General features: G+C 64.0%; 14 protein-coding genes. 4 read left to right on the top strand and 10 right to left on the bottom strand.

The genetic code is table 11. From position 1 onward, the window contains the following. Nucleotides 1–166: 166 nt before the first annotated feature. The 4 genes from QYE47_RS26245 to QYE47_RS26260 all read right to left on the bottom strand — a co-directional run bounded on the left by QYE47_RS26245 (nt 167) and on the right by QYE47_RS26260 (nt 5285). Entirely contained in the window at nt 167–1621 is a 1455-nt protein-coding gene (locus QYE47_RS26245) for an efflux transporter outer membrane subunit (protein ID WP_070384335.1), read from the bottom strand. Continuing rightward, nucleotides 1618–2679, bottom strand: a complete 1062-nt coding sequence (locus tag QYE47_RS26250) for an HlyD family secretion protein (protein WP_026031931.1) — start codon at nt 2677–2679, stop codon at nt 1618–1620. Before QYE47_RS26250 ends, QYE47_RS26245 begins: the two co-directional genes overlap by 4 nt. A gap of 28 nt (nt 2680–2707) precedes the next feature. Beyond that, nucleotides 2708–4249: an MFS transporter gene (locus QYE47_RS26255; RefSeq protein ID WP_014592319.1), complete on the bottom strand. Its 1542-nt coding sequence runs from the start codon at nt 4247–4249 to the stop codon at nt 2708–2710. A gap of 130 nt (nt 4250–4379) precedes the next feature. Continuing rightward, entirely contained in the window at nt 4380–5285 is a 906-nt protein-coding gene (locus tag QYE47_RS26260; protein ID WP_003251728.1) for a LysR family transcriptional regulator, read from the bottom strand. Between the two features lie 218 nt (nt 5286–5503). On the opposite strand from QYE47_RS26260, the gene QYE47_RS26265 reads away from it, so the two are divergent. After that, on the top strand, nt 5504–5956 hold the full coding sequence (locus QYE47_RS26265; RefSeq protein WP_014592320.1) for a universal stress protein: 453 nt from the start codon (nt 5504–5506) through the stop codon (nt 5954–5956). A 71-nt stretch (nt 5957–6027) separates the two neighbouring features. Here the strand turns inward: QYE47_RS26265 and QYE47_RS26270 are convergent, their stop codons facing one another. Genes QYE47_RS26270 through QYE47_RS26285 form a run of 4 tightly spaced genes read right to left on the bottom strand, consistent with a single transcriptional unit; the run spans nt 6028 to nt 10792 of the window. Then, nucleotides 6028–6888 carry an HlyD family secretion protein gene (locus QYE47_RS26270; protein ID WP_004575355.1) on the bottom strand — a complete coding sequence of 287 codons (861 nt, stop codon included), beginning with the start codon at nt 6886–6888 and terminating at the stop codon, nt 6028–6030. Between the two features lie 10 nt (nt 6889–6898). Then, nucleotides 6899–7099, bottom strand: a complete 201-nt coding sequence (locus QYE47_RS26275) for a DUF1656 domain-containing protein (protein ID WP_009685040.1) — start codon at nt 7097–7099, stop codon at nt 6899–6901. Continuing rightward, on the bottom strand, nt 7089–9266 hold the full coding sequence (locus QYE47_RS26280) for an FUSC family protein (protein WP_019438408.1): 2178 nt from the start codon (nt 9264–9266) through the stop codon (nt 7089–7091). Before QYE47_RS26280 ends, QYE47_RS26275 begins: the two co-directional genes overlap by 11 nt. After that, nucleotides 9263–10792, bottom strand: a complete 1530-nt coding sequence (locus QYE47_RS26285; protein WP_070384336.1) for an efflux transporter outer membrane subunit — start codon at nt 10790–10792, stop codon at nt 9263–9265. Before QYE47_RS26285 ends, QYE47_RS26280 begins: the two co-directional genes overlap by 4 nt. Before the next feature lie 192 nt (nt 10793–10984). Here QYE47_RS26285 and QYE47_RS26290 point away from each other — a divergent pair, with 192 nt between their 5' ends. Beyond that, nucleotides 10985–11932, top strand: coding sequence for a LysR family transcriptional regulator (locus QYE47_RS26290; RefSeq protein WP_003251712.1), 948 nt, complete (start codon nt 10985–10987; stop codon nt 11930–11932). A gap of 177 nt (nt 11933–12109) precedes the next feature. Next, the gene (locus QYE47_RS26295; protein WP_014592323.1) at nt 12110–13084 is read left to right on the top strand and encodes a D-glycerate dehydrogenase; all 975 of its coding nucleotides are present in this window, start codon (nt 12110–12112) and stop codon (nt 13082–13084) included. 115 nt (nt 13085–13199) lie between these two features. On the opposite strand, the gene QYE47_RS26300 is transcribed toward QYE47_RS26295, so the two are convergent. Next, nucleotides 13200–14102: an EamA family transporter gene (locus tag QYE47_RS26300; RefSeq protein ID WP_019437544.1), complete on the bottom strand. Its 903-nt coding sequence runs from the start codon at nt 14100–14102 to the stop codon at nt 13200–13202. A gap of 185 nt (nt 14103–14287) precedes the next feature. Here QYE47_RS26300 and QYE47_RS26305 point away from each other — a divergent pair, with 185 nt between their 5' ends. Further along, a complete protein-coding gene (locus tag QYE47_RS26305; RefSeq protein WP_019437545.1) occupies nt 14288–15163 on the top strand; it encodes a helix-turn-helix domain-containing protein in 876 nt (291 codons plus the stop codon). Nucleotides 15164–15192: 29 nt separating this feature from the next. On the opposite strand, the gene QYE47_RS26310 is transcribed toward QYE47_RS26305, so the two are convergent. Next, the gene (locus QYE47_RS26310; protein WP_070384337.1) at nt 15193–17583 is read right to left on the bottom strand and encodes a TonB-dependent siderophore receptor; all 2391 of its coding nucleotides are present in this window, start codon (nt 17581–17583) and stop codon (nt 15193–15195) included. Nucleotides 17584–17874: the final 291 nt, after the last annotated feature.

Below are 17874 nucleotides of genomic sequence, written 5' to 3' on the forward strand. Positions count from 1 at the left end.
CTGCGGGTAAACCCGCTCCTACACAGATTTGGTGGTGGACACACATCGGTGGTTGGGCGCAGGCCGTCGTGTAGGAGCGGGTTCACCCGCGAAGAGGCCAGTACAGGCTGTAAAGCATCAGGCCATGGACCGCAGTACCCCGCCCTCCAGATGCTGCGCGTCCTCCCTAACCGTGAGCATTCTGCGGCTGCTCATCAAACGCCTGCCAGCCTCCACCCAGCGCCTTGTACAGCCCCACCAGCGCCTGCGACACCGCGGCCGAGCTGTCGATCCATTGCTCCTCGCTGGCCAGCAGCGCGCCTTGCACCGTCAGCACATTGAGAAAGTCCACCGCCCCTTCCACGTACTGGCGCTGGGCGGTTTCCAGGGCGATACGGTTTTGCCGCACGGCCTCGGCAAGGTGATCACGGCGCAACTGACTGGCGTTGTACAGGCGTAGCACATCGTCAATTTCATGCCAGGCCCCCAGCACCACCTTGCGATAGTTCAGCGCGGCTTCCTGCTGTTGCGCCTCGCGCAGTTCCAGGGTGCCCTTGAGCCGGCCGCCTTCGAAAATCGGCAGCGACATCTGCGGACCGAAGGCGAACCGGCGCGAATCCCAGCCACCGAAATCCGACAGCTGCAGGGCCTGGAAGCCGACACTGCCCGACAGGCGAATGCTCGGGTAGAAATCCGCCTTGGCCACGCCAATGCTGGCAGTGGCGGCATGCAGGCGGGCCTCGGCCTGGCGGATGTCCGGGCGGCGCTCGGCCAGTTCGGACGGCAAGCCGATGGCAAACTTCTGCTGCGGCGCGGGCAGCTCGCCGCTTTGCAGCAATTCGGCCTGGAGGCTGCGCGGCGGCTCGGCAGCGAGCAGGCTGAGGGCATTGATCAAGTCATCACGCCGCGCTTCCAGGCTCGGCAGGCGCGCTTCGATAGACGCGACCTGGGCGCTGGCCTGGGCCACATCCAGGCGCGTGGCAACGCCTTCGGCCTGGCGGTCCTGGGACAACTTCAGGCTGTGCCGGGCGACCCTGAGGTTATCCTGCGTCACATCGAGGGTGTGCTGCACGGCACGCAGCTGTATGTAGTTGCCGGCGGTTTCCGAAAGCAGTGCCAGCAGCACACCGCGTCGGTCATTCTCGGCCACTTCGACCGTGGCATCAGCAGCCTCGACCTGACGCCGTACACGGCCCCACAGGTCCAGTTCCCAACCGGCCACCAGGTCGCCCTGCCAGAGGTTGAAGGCTTCTTTCCCGGCCTTGCCGGACGGATCGCTCAAGCCATCGGCGCTGTTACGAGCGCGGCTGTAACCGGCGTTCATGTCCACCGACGGTACTTCGTCAGCAGCCAAGGTACTGCGCAGGGCACGGCTTTGCAGCAGCCGCGCGCTGGCCATCTGCAGGTCGAGGTTGCGTTCGGCAACGCGCTGGATCAAAGCGCTCAGGCGGGCATCGTGGAACGTTTCCCACCAGCGCAGCTCAAGCGGTTCGGCCTGGGGCTGGCTGGCCGCTGCCTCGCCTTGCAGCGGCGCCCACTGCTGCGGGGCCTGGCTATCTGGGCGCTGGAAATCCGGGCCCAGGGTGCAACCGGTCAACAGCACAGCCAGCAGCAAGGGGCTCAAGCGTAATCCCGGTTTCATCGCGCGCTTACCTCTTTGCCGTCCAGCTTGTCGCCACGCGTGTCGATGGTGGCTTCGACCGACATGCCCACCCGCAGGCGGGTGAGCAGTGGCTGGCCATCATCGAGAACGATCTTGACCGGAATGCGTTGCACCACCTTGGTGAAGTTGCCGGTGGCGTTGTCTGGCTTGACTGCGGCGAAGGTTACGCCGGTAGCCGGGGCAATGCTTTGCACATGGCCTTGCAGGGTTTCGCCGGAGAAGGTGTCGACGCTGATGCGCACCGGCTGGCCCGGCTGTACGTGGGTCAGCTGGGTTTCCTGGAAGTTGCCGACCACATAGGCCTGCTGCAACGGCACCACCGACAGCAGGCGAGCGCCCGGGTTGACGTAGGCCCCCACCCGCAGGGCGCGTTCGCCGACCATACCGTCCACCGGTGCTGTGATGCGGGTGTAGGACAGATCGAGCTGGGCCTTTTCCAGGCCTGCTTCGGCACGCTTGAGCTGGCCATCGGCGCTGGCCACTTGAGCTTTGAGGATGTCCACCTGCTTGCGCGCCGCCACCCGCGCAGCTTGAGCGTTGGCCAGGCGAGCACGGGCTTGGTCGACCGCGCTGCGCGCCTGCTGGGCGTTCTGCACGGTACCCGCGCCCTGCTCGGCAAGGCGGCTGTAGCGGTTGACTTCATGGTCGGCGAACGCCACCTCAGCCTGGGCCGCCTTCACTGCCGCTTCGGCCTGGGCAATCAGCGCGTCCTGGCGTTCAAGCGTGGCGCGGGCATCGGCGCTTTGTGCCTGGGCTACCAGCAACTGCGCCTGCGCAGCATCCAGCGCAGCCTGGTAGTCACGCGCATCGATGGTCGCCAGCAACTGGCCAGCCGTGACCTGCTGATTGTCTTCCACCAGCACTTGCTTGATGAAACCGGCGACTTTGGGCGCGACCACGGTGTAGTCGGCGCTCACATAGGCGTCATTGGTGCTCTGGCGGTGATCACTGCCAAACATCCAGGGGCCGACGATGCCAGCCAGGACGGCCACGGCCAGCACCGAGCCGATGAAAAGGGTTTTGCGGTTGTTGGTCATTTCAATGGTTCTCGAAATCATCCAGGGTTCAAGCCACCGCACGCGGCGCATAGACCCGGGTAGGCACGAAAGGAATCAGGCAGATCAGGGCCACGGCGATACAGGCCAACACCAGGTAGAGGTCAGCCGAGGTCAATACCTGAGCCTGGTCGTGAATGCGCTTGGCCAGGCCACCGGCGTTGCCGTCGACCAGCGGGGCGTTGCCCAGGCTGTCCACCAGGTGATTGGAATGGAAATGCCGGCGCAGGGTGCCAAGAACATCCAGCAGGCCACCGGCGATGACGGCGGCCAGGCCCTTGACGGTGTTGAACCAGCTGGAGGCGAACGGGCCCTCCTGCGGGGTCATGCCATTGGTAGACAGCATCAGCAGCGGCAGCACTGCCATCGGCTGGCCGAACACCTGCAGCAGGTAGAACGGGTAGAAGTCGCCACGGATCCACTCGCTGGTCAGCAGGCTGCTGCCAACACAGGACACCGCCAGCATCGCCAGGCCAATGCCCAGCACCCAGCGGCAGTCCACTGCGCGGATGTTGCACAGTGCCGCCGTCAGTGGCAGGGCGATCAGTTGCGGCATGGCCACCAGCATCATCAACGGGCTGGTCTGCGCCGGGCGGTAGCCCTGGATCTGCGCAAGGTAGGCCGACGGGATGCTGCCCACACCCGAAAGCACGACCAGCACACCGGCCAGGGTCACCAAGGCGAAACTCAAGTTGCGCCGCTGCAACAAGCGCAACTGGAAAAACGGCAACGGCTCGGACCACTCGTTGTACATGAACAACACCAGCAACAGCAGGCCACCGCCCAGCAGCCAGCAGATCAGCGGCGAGTCGAACCAACCCCAGCGGTCGCCCAGCGACAGGCCCAGCACAATGCAACTGATGGCGGGCAGGCCAAGCAGTACGCCGCGCCAGTCGAACTGTTTGAAACGCTCCAGGCGCAGCGGGTCCTGCGGCAGACCCCAGCCTACGCAGACCATGGCCAGCAGCGAGGGCAGGATGATCTGCCAGAACGCCCATTGCCAGCCGACGTATTCGGTCCACAGCCCCGCCAGCGGCGTGCCGAGGTTGGGGCCAAAGGTGGCGGTCAGGGCGTAGCAGGCCAGGCCATAGACCTTGATACCTGGCGGCAGAAAGCGCAGGGCCACGCTCATCAACATCGGCGGCAAGGCGCCAGCGGCAAAGCCCTGCAGTACGCGCAGTAACATCAAACTGTGCAGGTTGGGGGCGAACGGCTGCAGCAGGCCAAGCACGGCGAACAGACCAATTGCGCACATGGTGAAGCGCCGCAGCGAGAAGGTCGTGGCCAGCCACGGCGCAAAGGCCATGGCCGAGACCGAAGCGGCGCTGTATACCGCCAGTAACCAGGCACCTTCATCGGCACCGATGCCCATGGCGCCGCGGATATCGGCCAGGGAAATCTTGGTCACCGACTCGTTGAGGCCGGCGCACAGCACAGCCAGCAACACACCGAACAACCCGACCACTACCTGCAGGCCGAACGCAGCCTGCGCGGGCGCAGCCGGCGCAGGGGCGGCGGCCATGGCGGCAGACGGGACGGACAGGGAACTCATGGGCAGACATCTCCGGCAACAAAATTTGCGACTGGAGCAAGTCTAAAAAGGTCGAATGCTTACGAAAACTAACTTGTTGGCAGTTTTATATTGCGTCAAACGCAATCGGGCAGCGGATGTGCCACACGCCTCAAGGGTCCATCCTGCCGCACGCCTTCAACGTCTGCCGCAGCCAGCGATGGGCCGGGTCGTTATCGAACCGCGGGTGCCATGCCTGCATGACGTTGACCTTTTCCAGTGGCACGGGGATCTCGAAGGACCGCAATGGCAGTTTCAGCCGGTTCACACTGTTCAGGATATTGGCGGGTATCGGCAAGATCAGGTCCGAGTCCGGCAGCGAAAACATCGCGGAGTGAAAACTCGTCGTGATCAGCGCTACCCGGCGCTCCACCTTGTAATTGGCCAGCGCCACGTCGATAGGCCCATTGGCACGGCCACGGCGTGACACGCTGATGTGCGGGTAGGCGGCGAAGCGCTCAGGGGTGATCTCGTCATCGAAAACCGGGTGCCCTTCACGCGCCAAGCCCACGAAGTAGGTGTTGAACAGGCTCTGAACCTTGATTTCGGGGCCCAGTTCAATGGCTGAACTGATGATCAAGTCGATTTGCCCATTGCGCAGCACCGCATCATCGTCGCCGCTGCCCTCCGGCACGAAACGCAGCACCGTATGCGGTGCCTGGGCAAGCATCATGCGCAACAACTGGGCGCCATACAGGGCGATGAACAGGTCATTGGTGCGGATGTTGAAGGCACGGTCCAGGTTCACCAGGTCGACATCGTCGCGACTGCGAAATACCTGCCCGGCCTGCTCCACCAGGCCATGCACCTGCTCGCGCAGGGCCAGCGCACGCGGCGTCGGCACCAGGCCACGGCCGGCGCGCACCAGAATCGGGTCGCCCAGTGCTTCGCGGATACGCCCCAGGGTCCGGCTCATGGCTGCCGGGCTCAGGTTCATGCGTTGCGCCGCGCCAACCACGCTGCCCTCATCGAGCAAGGCATCGAGGGCGACGAGCAGGTTCATGTCCGGAAGTTGCATGGCCGTTTTCCGTTACAGCTGTGGGGAATGCGATGGTAGCAGGTTGATGGATTGCACCGGACGCAATGCGCTTGTGCGTGGTGGGCCATTTATTCAGGGAAAGGATTGGGTGAAGAATGATGCATGGCAGGTTCGGCCCTTTCGCGGGTAAACCCGCTCCTACGTTGATCTAAGAAAAGGCCGCCTCAGCCCCCCCCCAAATACATCAAGGATTCCGCATGCCCAGCCCCGTCCTGATCGCCATCGACGCCTCCCCCGCATCTGCCGCCCTGCTTGCCCTCGCCCGCCGCTACTGCCGCCCGGGCGAGCACGAACTGCACGTGCTGCTGGCCATCGATTCAACCTTCGCGGTGCACGAGCAACCCGCGCCCTACACCGCCGAGGAACGGGAAGAATACCCCGCCGCCTGCGAGGAACAGCAGCATGCCGACCACGCCGTAACCGAGGCCGTGCGCGAACTGCAGCAAGCCGGCTTCGCCAGCCACGGCTGGATGGTGGCCGGGCTGCCGGTTGAAGCGATTGTCGCCAAGGCACAGGAGCTGCGTTGCGAACTGATCATCATGGGCCACCGCCACCTGTCGCGGCTGGGGCGGTTGCTCGACCCGTCGATCAGCGCGAAGGTGATTGATCGGGTCGAAGTGCCGGTGTTGGTGGGGGCGGCGAGTGCATGATTGGAGCGATGTGAGGCCTGTAAGATCGAGCACCACGCGAGCGGCGCTCGACCAGTCTGGCGACCTGCCTCTCAAGGCGAACTCGGCTTCACCACCACCGTACAGGTCGTCCCCGCCGCCAGCAAAAAACCTTCCGGCACTTCATCGATGTGAATGCGCACCGGCACCCGCTGTGCCAGCCGCACCCAGTTGAAGGTCGGGTTCACGTCGGCGATCAGCTCGCGGCTCTGTGGGTTGTCACGGTCGTAGATGCCGCGGGCGATGCTCTCCACATGCCCCTTGAGGCGCTCGCCGCTCATCATCTGCAATTCGGCCTGATCACCCACCTTCACATGCGGCAGCTTGGTCTCCTCGAAGAACCCGTAAACCCAGAACGAGTGCTCGTCGACCACCGCCATCACCGCTTCACCCGTGCGCGCGTAGTCGCCCTTGTGGATATTCAGGTTGGTCACATAGCCGTCAACCGTCGCCACGATATGCGTGCGCTTGAGGTTCAGCTCGGCTGCGGCCAACTCGGCCAGGGCTTGTTGATAATCGGCTTGGGCGGAATTGGCGATGTTGCTGGCGTCGTCGCGGTTTTCCTTGGAGATCACCAGGTTGTCCATGTCGGCACGGCGCTTGGCATTGACCTTGCGCATTTCCCAGGTGGCCTTGCGCGAGGCGACCAGTGCCTTGGCCTGGTCGACTGCCAACTGGTAGTGCTCAGGGTCGATCTGGATCAGCAGGTCGCCCTTCTTCACCCGCTGGTTGTCCTTGACCGGTACATCCACCACGTAGCCGGGCACGTCGGCAGCGACGTTGATGATGTCGGCACGCACACGGCCATCACGGGTCCAGGGCGTGGTCATGTAGTGCAGCCACAACTGGCGACCGATGGCCACGGCAGCGACCAGCACCAGCAGGGTGGCGATCAGGCTGAAGAACTTTTTCATCGAAGGATTCTCACCAGTAGACAGTCAGCGCCATGGCGCCGAACAAGCAGACGAACAGGCTCAGGCGCAGCAGCGCCGGGTGCCAGAAGAAGCGGTAGCCATCATGGCTGGCAATGAACCGGTCCAGGCCCCAGGCCAGGCCCAGGGCAAACAGGAACATCAAGGTCATGGTGGGCATGTACACGCCATGAAAGGCGATCTCACGGGGCATGGTGCAGTCCTTTCGCCGGTGCCAGTGGCGACTGTGGGTCCAGCAGGGAAGTACGGATGAAGTGCAGGTAGCTTTGCACGCGGCGCAGCACCGAGGTGTCGAAGTGCCGGGCGAATGGCTCGTCGGTGGCCTGCACGCGGGCAATGGCGTGGTCCACTGCCACCAGTGCGCGTTCGTGGTTGCTGGCGCTGGGCTGCAGGAACAGCCGGGTCAGTGCACGGCCCATGACACGGATTGCCTGGCGCCACGGCTGCGACTCGGCATAGGCCGGGTGCACCGGGGCGCGGGCTTGCTCCTTGCGCAGCTCGATGACGGCGTGGCCGATCTCCAGCACGGTGAACATCCACCCCATCAGCTGGCTCTGCACCTGCGGCTTGCCGGCCGCCAGGCCATAGGCCTGGTGCAGCAGGTCGCGGGTGCGGCTTTCGAAGGCCGAGCCCAGCCCGCGCAGGCGGCCGCTGATGGCGAACAGCACCTGCTCGCGCAACGCCTGCTCCAGGCGGCTCCACAGCCAGCGGCTGTTGGGCGGCAGAATGATCGCGCCGGCGGCGGCACAGACGAACATGCCGATCACCATGCCGATGTAGTCGTTGATGAAGGTGTACGGGTCATAAACGGTGAGGTTGTTCGGCACCGAACCAATCGCGAAGAACACCAGCAGGCCGATGCCATAACCGGCGTAGGCAGGGCGCGACGAAAGAAACGCGCCCAGCACGAACACAGGCGCCAGCACCATGCACAGCAGCGGGAAACCGTCGATCCAGGGGAACACGAAGAAGGTTTCGAAGAAGCCGACAAAAGCGCCGATGGCCGTGCCGCAAGCCATCTGGAACGACATGCGCTTGGGGTTGGGTGACGCCGCCGAAAGGCATACGGTGACCGTGGCGATCAGGGTCATCATGGCGCCACTGGGCCAATCGCTGAGCAGCCAGTAACTGCCCAGCAGCAACAGCACTGCCGAGGCGCGCACACCGGCCGCCAGCGATACCAGCCAGCTGGTCTGCGCCACGTAGGGCTCGTCCCACTGCTCGCGTTCGTGCTTGTGCGCGGCCAGCGAGGCATGGGTTTCGGCGTAGCTCAACATCTCGTCGACGAAGCGGTACAGCAGCTCGAACGCGGTGTGAAAATCGAGCAGGTCGGATTCGCTGGGGTCAGTTGCCAGGTACTCAGCCCGCAGCCCTCGCACCTGGGCCTGCAGGCCTTCCTTGTAGGCGGCCAGCTCCAGGGTCAGGCGCAGCGCATCGGCGTCCGTCAACGCCCGGCCCACATAGGGCTGCAGCAACTCCACCAAGGTGTTCAGGCCCGGTTCGATGGCACTGACGATCTGCAGCGGGCCACGGGCACGCAGGCGCTCCAGCAAACGGTGCAAGGCATTGAAGCGGGTGGTGATGGCCATGAACTCGCTGTTCATGCGCACCAGCCGGCCACTGCGACGGCGCATGTGCGGGTCTTCGAAAGCGGTGACGTTGCGCAGGCTCTCGAGGCCCACGGCCTCTGCCACGAACCGCACGTTGCTGCTCTCGAAGCGGTCCTTTTGACTGTCACCACGCAGGGCCTCCACCACCACCCCGGCAAACACGCCAAAGCGCTGGTAGAGGGCGTTGCGCATTGCGGCACTGGCCGACTGCGGCAGGATCGCGGCACTGACGAAGGTCGACACCAGAATCCCCAGGGCGATTTCCAGCGCCCGCCATACCGCTGCCATGAACGCCTGGTCGGGGTGTTGCAGCACCGGCAGGCCGATCATCGCTGCGGTGTAGCCGGCCAGCACGAAACCATAGGCGCGGAAGGTGCGGTAGCGCATGGCACCAGCCGAGCACAGGCCCACCCACAGCGCCAGGCTGGGCAGAAACAGCTCGGTGTTCTGCGGAAAGATGGCAATCAGCGCCACCATCATCGCCGAGCCGGCCAGGGTGCCTAGCACCCGGTAGAAGCTTTTCGCGAACACATGCCCGCTTTGCGGCTGCATGACGATGAAAACAGTGATCATCGCTGTACGCGGTTGCGGCAGCTCCAGGCGCATGGCCAACCACAAGGTGATGAACGCAGCGGCCAGCACCTTGAAGATGTACACCCAGGTCACGCCGTCGGTGCGCGCCCAGGCAAAGAAGCCCCGGCGCCATTCCAGGCTTTGCAGCCAGCGCGCGGGCAAACTGGAAGTGCTCATTCGGCGTTATCCGGCTTCTTGTCGAAAATGGCCAGGGTGGCCGGGGTCTTAGGTGCTGCCTGACGTTCCTCTTTCGGCGCATCCTGACCGGCCTGCAGGCCACCACCCAGGGCGGTGACCAGCTCGGCATGGGCGACCAGGCGGGCGGCCTGCACCTGCTGCTGCACCTGCTGCTGGCGGAACAGCAAGGTCTGCGCGTTGAGTACGCTCAGGTAGTCGGTAAGGCCGCGCTGGAACGCGACCATGGCGATGTCGTAGGTTTTCTGCGCGGCAGCAACCGACTCGGCGGCGAAGTGCGACTGTTCTTTCATCGACTCACGGCGGATCAACTGGTCGGAGATGTTTTTCAGCGCACCGACCACAGTCTGGTTGTAGCGCGCCACGGCCACGTCATAGCTGGCGGAGGCCACGCCCAGCTGCGAGCGCAAACGGCCACCGTCGAAGATCGGCAGGCTGATGGCAGGGCCGACGTTGTAGTTGAACTTGCGCCCGGTGAGGAATTCCAGCGGGCCACCGCCGGTGGCCATGAAGCCCAGGCTGCCGACCAGGTCGACGTTGGGGAAGAAGCCGGCATGGGCGACGTCGATACCCCGCGCCTGTGCGGCCACCTGCCAGCGGCTGGCAACTACGTCGGGGCGCTGGCCAACCAATTCGGCCGGCAGGTTCGACGGCAGCTTCAGCGGTGCAGCCAGGGCCAGGGTCGGGCGCTGCAACTGGGCGCCTTCGCCCGGGCCCTTGCCTGCCAGTGCCGCCAGCTGGTTGCGGGTCAGGGCAATCTCTTCGTTCAGGCTGTCGAGCTGGCGGTGGGTTTCCGGCAGCGGCGCTTCGGCCTGGCTGACTTCGAAGTGGGTGCCGATGCCGGCATCCAGCCTGCGCTTGGCCAAGGCCAGGATCTGTTCTTGCTGCTCCAGCTCGGCCTTGACGATATCGCGCTGGGCAAAATGCAGGCTCAACTGGATGTAGGCACGCACCACATTGTTCTGCAGTTCCAGCTGCGCCTGGCGGGCTTCGGCCACGCTCATGTGCGCCTGGTCCACGGCCTGCTCGCTGGCATTGCGCTCGCGCCCCCACAGGTCAAGGGCGTAGCTGAAACCGATGGCGGCGTTGTTGTCCCAGGTGTTGGCACCCGACAACGCGCCGGGGCCATAAAACTGGTCTTCCGGCCAGTTGTGGCGCTTGAGCGTAGACTGGCCGTTGGCCTGGAGCTTTTCCGCCGACTCGACCACACCGGCCATGGCCTTGGCTTCGCGCACCCGCGCCGCAGCCATGGCCAGGCTCGGGCTACCGGCCACGGCCAGGGCAATCCAGCGGTCCAGCTGCGGGTCGCCATAGGCATGCCACCACTGCTGGTCAGGCCAGTGGGCGTCGGTCGCGGCTTCGCGAATGGCCGCGTCGGTAGTCAAGGTATTGGCTTGCAGCGTCTTGCTTTGCGGGGCAATGCCCCAGGTTCCGATACAGCCGCTCAAGGTGAGGGCAAGGGCACAGGCACTGAACGCCTTGAGCGTTCTGATGATGCGACGCGGCACAGCTGCGATTTCCCGAGGAAGAGGTGAAGGGGGCCGGGCAATTCTAGGGGGCGGCAGCACTGGCGATAAGCACAGATTCCTGCGAATCTTTGTTACCAAAACAGCGATAATCCGCCTTTGGTCGAAGGCAACTTTTTCTCTTTTCTAAGTTACTTCGTGACACAATTTTGTCCTCTACCTCGAGAGTGACCCATGGACACCCTGCAAAACATGCGTGCTTTCAGTTGCGTAGCCCAACTCGGCAGCTTCACTGCCGCTGCGGCGCAACTGGATACGACCACCGCGAACGTGTCGCGGGCGGTCTCCAACCTGGAAGCCCATCTGCAAACAAGGCTGCTCAACCGTACCACCCGCCGCATTGCGCTGACCGAAGCCGGCAAGCGCTACCTGATGCGTTGCGAACAGATTCTTACCTACGTCGAAGAAGCCGAGGCCGAAGCCAGCGACGCCCATGCGCGCCCGGCCGGGCAGTTGAAGGTGCATTCGATGACCGGGGTCGGCCAGCACTTCGTGGTCGATGCCATCGCCCGCTACCGCGAAACGCACCCGGACGTGACCTTCGATTTGACCATGGCCAACCGCGTGCCCGACCTGCTCGACGAGGGTTATGACGTCTCCATCGTGCTGGCCACCGAACTGCCCGACTCGGGGTTCGTTTCGCAGCGCCTGGGCATCACCTACAGCATTGTCTGTGCCTCGCCCGCCTACATCGCCCAGCATGGCGTGGCGCACAAGCCTGCCGACCTGCTCAAGCACGCCTGCCTGCGCATGGTCAGCCCGGTGATACCGCTGGAGAAGTGGCTGTTCGATGGCCCGGAAGGCCAAGAGATGGTCAACATCACCAGTTCGCCGTTCATGGTGAACACCGCCGATGCCATGAAGACTGCGATCCGCAGTGGCATGGGCGTAGGCGTGCTGCCGATCTATTCGGCTATCGAGGGCCTGCGGGACGGTAGCCTGGTGCGGGTGCTGCCCGAATATCGCCTGCAGGAGCTGAACCTGTATGCCATCTATCCATCGCGGCAGTATCTGGATGCCAAGATCAAGACCTGGGTGGAGTACCTGCGCAACTCGCTGCCAGAGATTCTTGCCGCGCATGAGGCAGACCTGAAAACCCATCAGGTGCTGATCGCCAACTAAAAAGCTGCTGCATTGCGGGGGCTGACAATGGTAGGTTGCTAACCATTGATTTCGCCTGTTCCGCCCCTTTCGCGGGCAAGCCCGTTCCTGCAAGGCACCGCGCCCCCCCGTAGGAGCGGGCTTGCCCGCGAAGGGACCAGCACAGCCCCCCACCCCGCCTAGCAGAGAAGTTGCCCGATGAAAAAGACCGTCCTGGCCTTCAGCCGTATCACCCCGGCCATGGCCGAACGCCTGCAGCAAGACTTCAACGTGATCCTGCCCAACCCCAAGCTTGGCGACATCAGCGCCCAGTTCAACGAAGCCCTGCCCGAAGCCCATGGCCTGATCGGCGTTGGCCGCAAGCTCGGCCGCGCGCAGCTTGAAGGTGCGGCCAGGCTGGAGGTGGTGTCCAGCGTGTCGGTCGGCTATGACAACTACGACCTCGACTACTTCAACGAACGCGGCATCGCCCTGACCAACACCCCCGACGTACTGACCGAAAGCACCGCCGACCTGGGCTTCTCGCTGATCATGGGCTGCGCCCGGCGCACCGCCGAGCTGGATGCCTGGACCAAGGCCGGCAACTGGCAGGCCACCGTGGGCCCGGCCCACTTCGGCAGCGATGTGCATGGCAAGACTTTGGGCATCGTCGGCATGGGCAACATTGGTGCAGCAGTGGCACGCCGTGGCCGCTTCGGCTTCAACATGCCGATCCTGTACAGCGGCAACAGCCGCAAGACCGCGCTGGAGCAGGAGCTGGGCGCGCAGTTCCGCAGCCTGGATCAGTTGCTGGCCGAAGCCGACTTCGTGGTCATCGTGGTGCCGTTGTCCGATGCCACCCGCAAGCTGATCAGCAGCCGCGAGCTGAAGCTGATGAAGCCGAGCGCGTTCCTGATCAACATTGCCCGTGGGCCGGTGGTGGATGAGGCGGCGTTGATCGAGGCGCTGCAGGCCGGCACCATTCGGGGCGCAGGCCTGGACGTGTACGAGAAAGAACCGCTGAGCGACTCGCCGCTGTTCAAGCTGCCCAATGCGCTGACCCTGCCGCACGTTGGTTCGGCTACTGCCGAAACCCGTGAGGCCATGGCCAACCGGGCGATCGACAACCTGCGTGCGGCGCTGCTGGGCGAGCGGCCGCGGGACCTGGTGAACCCGCAGGTGTGGAAGGGCTGACCGTTTTGGAATGCCTGTGCTGGCCCCTTCGCGGGTAAACCCGCTCCTACAAAGGGTGTGCACTGCCCTGTAGGAGCGGGTTTACCCGCGAAAGGGCCGGCCCAGGCAAGCATCACTATTTGGCGACCACAACACCCTCAGCCACCCTGGCCCGGGGCTTGCGAAACACCAGCACATTCCCCGCCATTACCGCCACCAAGCCGAGCAAGGCCGGCGCCGTCCACTGATAACCCTCAGCCACCGCCGACACATTCAACGCCACCAACGGGAACAACACCGTGCAGTAAGCTGCCCGCTCCGGGCCCATGCGCCCGACCAAGGTCAGGTAGGCAGTAAAGGCAATCACCGACCCCGGCACCACCAGGTACAGCAGCGAACCGATATAGCGCGCATTCCACTCCATGCTGAACGGCACGCCGCTGACCACACAGAACACCGCCAGCATCACCGCCCCATAGACCATGCCCCAGGCATTGGTCGTCATCGGCTTGAGCCCGGCCTTCTGCTGCATGCTCGACAGCATGTTGCCGGCCGAGAAGCACAGCGTGCCCAACAGGGCCAAGCCAAGGCCGTACAGGGTTTCGCGGCTGGCTGCGTGATGCGACAGCTCCGGCCAGAACAGCAGACCCAGGCCAAGCAAGCCCAAGGCACCACCGCCAAGCACATTGCTGGCGATTTTCTGGCCGAAGAAAATGCGAGCGTTAAGCGCGTTCCACAGTGTGGCGGTTGAGAACACCACCGCGATCAGGCCGCTGGCGATCCACTGGCTGGCGCTGAGGAAGCAGATGAAGTTGACGCAGAACAGGCACAGGCCCTGGGCCAGGCAGATCTGGTGGCCACGGCGGTTCATGGGTTGCAGCCGGCGGGTAATCAACAGGAAAGCAAACAGGATCAGGCCGGCCAGGGCGAAGCGGTAGACGATCGACACCGGGATCGCGACCACGCCTAGCTGGAGTTTCAGGGCGATCCAGGTGGTGCCCCAGATCAGGACGGTGAGCAGGTAGAGTGACAGGTTCATGGTGGCGGTTCCTTGGGCCTTTGGAAATCGGTGCCCGGCGCTTCGCGGGTAAACCCGCTCCTACAGGGATCACCAGTGTTCTTTCGATCGGCCTCTGTCTGCTTGCACGAACTTGCGCTTTTCTTGCGCCGGTAGCTGTCACTCGATCCAGGGCGCAGTAGGATGGCAGGCAGGAGGACCTGCCAATGACGCCACTCACCCAGTTGCAAGTGTTCAACGCCATGCATGCCTCGCCCAACGCCAGGCTGGAGCTGAGCGCGCACCTGGGCGACGGACTGGCGGCAGCGTTGTGGAGCAACCGTGACGATGCGCGCGACTACCAGGCGCCTAGCCATCACACCCTGTCGTGCTACATCGCCGACGGCACCGGCACCTTCCGCCGCCAGCGCCCGGCCGACAAAGGTGCGCCCGACAAGCTGTGCGTGATGCCGGCCGGGCAGGAATCGAACTGGGTCGTCAATGGCGCGATCCGCCTGGCACACCTGTATGTCAGCGAGGCGCAGTTCGCCCTGGGCTGTGTACGCCTGCTCGACCGGGAACCGCGCGAGCTGCAACTGCAGGAAGCGACCTTTCTGGACGACCCGCAGCAGGCTGCCCGCTTTCGTCAACTGATCCAGCTGGACTGGGACGAGCCCGGCGAGCGCCTGCTGGCCAGCAGCCTGGCGCACGAGATCGTTGACCATGCGCTGCTCAGCCAGGTCGGGTTGCGCCAAGGCCTGCGCCTGAAAGGCGGGCTGGCGCCAAACCTGCGCCGGCAGCTGGTCGACTACCTCGAGGCACACCTGGACCAGCCCATCACCCTGGACGAGCTGGCGCTGCGCTGCAATCTGTCCGCATACCACTTTGCGCGCATGTTCCGCGCCAGTTTCGGGCTCCCGCCGCATCAGTATCTGCTGGCCCGGCGGCTGCACCGGGCATGCCAGCTGTTGCGGCTGGGCGTGTTACCGCTGGGGGAAATTGCCTTGTTGTGCGGGTTTGCCAGTGCCAGCCATTTCAGCAACCGGTTTCGCCAAGCCCTGGGGGCCACACCTGGCGAATACCGCAAGGCCTTTTTCACCTGAAACCGCGCCCGCTCTGCGGCCCCATTTGCCTAGAACTCGAAGGTGCTCGACAAACTTACCTGCCGCGCATCGCCAATCGCCACAAAGTACTGGTTCACCGCCGAGCTGTAATACACCTTGTCGAACAGGTTCTTCACGTTCAGTTGCAGGCGCACGTTGTGTTCGTCGAGTTTGGTTTCATAAGTGGCAAATGCATCGGCAACGGTATAGCTCGGCAGGTCGAAGGTGTTGGTCGCGTTACCCGAACGTTCGCCCACATAACGGGCGCCGGCACCGAAGCGCAGCCGGTCACCCCCAAACAGGCTGCCAAAGTCATACACCGCCGACAGCGAGCCGCTGTGCCGGGCCACGTTCTGCAGGCGATTGCCCTCAAGATCAGGGTCCTTGGTGACCTTGGCATCGGTCAGTGCATAGCTGCCGATCAGGCTCCAGCGCTCGCTGAGCTGGCCGGTCACGTCGAGTTCCACACCGCGTGAACTGACCTCACCCGCATTGCTGTAGACCGTCTCGCGGGTGACGGCGTCAAAGTTCGAGACCAGTACATTGCGCTTGGTGATATCGAACAATGCCAGGGTGCCTGTGATGCGGCCTGGCATGTCGAGCTTGGCGCCCAGCTCCCACGCCTTGCCCTCCTCAGGTGCCACCGAGGAGTCGAGCACGACATTGCCGGTCAGCGGCGCGATGGTCGAGTTGGGCTTGAACGACTCGCTGTAGCTGCCATAGAACGAGAGCTGGTCGTCGACTTTGTAAACGATACCGGCGTGGGGCACCCAAGCCTGGCCACTGATGTCGGTATTGGCCTTGAACGGGCGACCGCGGCCAGCGTACTGGTCGTACTGCTGGAAACGCGCACCTGCTACAAGGATCCAGTGCTCATCGAGGTGCAGCGCGTCCTGCACGAACAGTGCATCGGTGCGCAGCTTGTCGGTCTGGTCGCTGTCGCTGGCTCGCACGTTGGTGCCCTCCACTTCCTGTCCGTAGACCGGGTCCAGATAACTGAACGTGGACTGAGACGTCTGGCGAATCAGGTCACCGCGAAAGATCTTGCGGTCTTCATGGTCGATGCCGAACAGCAGGTCATGCTGCATCCCCGCCAGCTCGACATTGCCATTGAGACTCAGGGTCACGAACTGGTCACGGCTCATGGCGTTGTGGGTGCCGTCGATGCTGCGTGTCAGCGTGCCTTGTGTTTCGTTGACGCCGGTCACGCGAACCTGGCTGGCATCGTAGGTCTCACGATTGAAGCTGTAGCCGAAGTGCAGCTTCCAGTCATCGGCCAGCTGATGGTCGACTTCCAGGCGATACAGGTCGGAGCGCCCTTCCATGTCGTTGAACGGCTCGTCCAGGCGGCGCGTGGCAGGGATGTTCAGCGGGTGGCCGTTGTTGCCGAACGCGGTGCCACGGTCGAACGGATAGAGAAATTCACGATGCTCGTAGGCCAGCACCACCTGGGTGTCTTCGCCCAGCCAGGCCAGCGACGGCGCCACCAGCGATTCGCGGTGCACGCCGTAGTTGCGCCAGTAGTCCTCGTCTTCGTGGTCGACGACCAGGCGGTAGGCGAAGTTGCTGTCACCCAGTGCGCCCGTGCTGTCGAGCCCGCCACCGCTGCCGTTCTTGCCGCTGCCATAGGTCGAGCCGCGCACGGTCAGGGCGTTGTACTGCTGCAACTGCGGACGCTTGCTGACCACGTTGATGACCCCACCCGGGTCCTGGATACCGTACAGCAGCGAAGCAGGGCCCTTGAGCACTTCGACGCGCTCGGTGCTGGCGTTGAGGTTGCGACCCTGCACCACGGGCATGCCATCGCGCATGATCGAGCCGTCGCGGTTGTCGCCGAAGCCACGTTTCATCACCGTGTCGGATGTGCCGCCGAAGTTGTTGCCCTGGGTAATGCCGCTGACGTTGGCCAGGGCGTCATCAAGGTTGCGCGGGGCCTGGTCGCGGATGACCTGGGCCGGTACCACGTTGATCGCCTGGGGGATGTCCTGGTTCGGGCCCTGCCCGCGCATGATCGAAGCGCTGGCCGGGGGCTGGTAGCTGTAGTCGTCCAGTTGCGAGGTCACGGTGGTGGCCTGCAGGCTGAGGGCTCCGGAGGTGTCTGCAGGTTCGAGGGTCAGGGTACGTGCGTCGACGCGGCGCCAGGCCAGCCCAGCGTTGCCCAGCAGTTGTTGCAGCGCCTGCTCGGCGCTGAACCGACCATTCAGCGCTGGCGCTTGCACGCCCGGCAGCTCGAGGGTGTAGACCACGCTCTGGCCAGTGGTACGGCTGAAGGCGTTCAGGGCCTGGGCCAAGGGTTGGGCCGGCTGGGCGAAGGCATAGACCTGCAGCTGCTCGGCGGCGGTTGCCAGGGGGGCGACAGCGAAGGCCGGGAGCGCAGCAAGGCCGAACCAGAGAGGGACGCAACGCGGGGAGAACTTCATGGACGCTGACCTGTGAGAGGGTGATTACTGCGAATGAATCGCACTTTCACTCATTACACGGATGCCACGTGCTGTTACCTCACCCGTTGCCTGAAATATTTTTTGCTGTGCCGGCCTCTTCGCGGGTAAACCCGCTCCTACAGGGGGGCGCGCGACCATTACACGGAGGCCACCTGCTGTTACTTCACCTGTTGCCTGAGAATATTTTTGCTGTGCCGGCCTCTTCGCGGGTAAACCCGCCCCTACAGGGGGGGGGCTGTAGGGGCGGGTTTACCCGTGAAGAGTCCGGCA

It is taken from the genome of Pseudomonas sp. 2,4-D (genome assembly GCF_030418155.1).
Classification (GTDB): domain Bacteria; phylum Pseudomonadota; class Gammaproteobacteria; order Pseudomonadales; family Pseudomonadaceae; genus Aquipseudomonas; species Aquipseudomonas alloputida.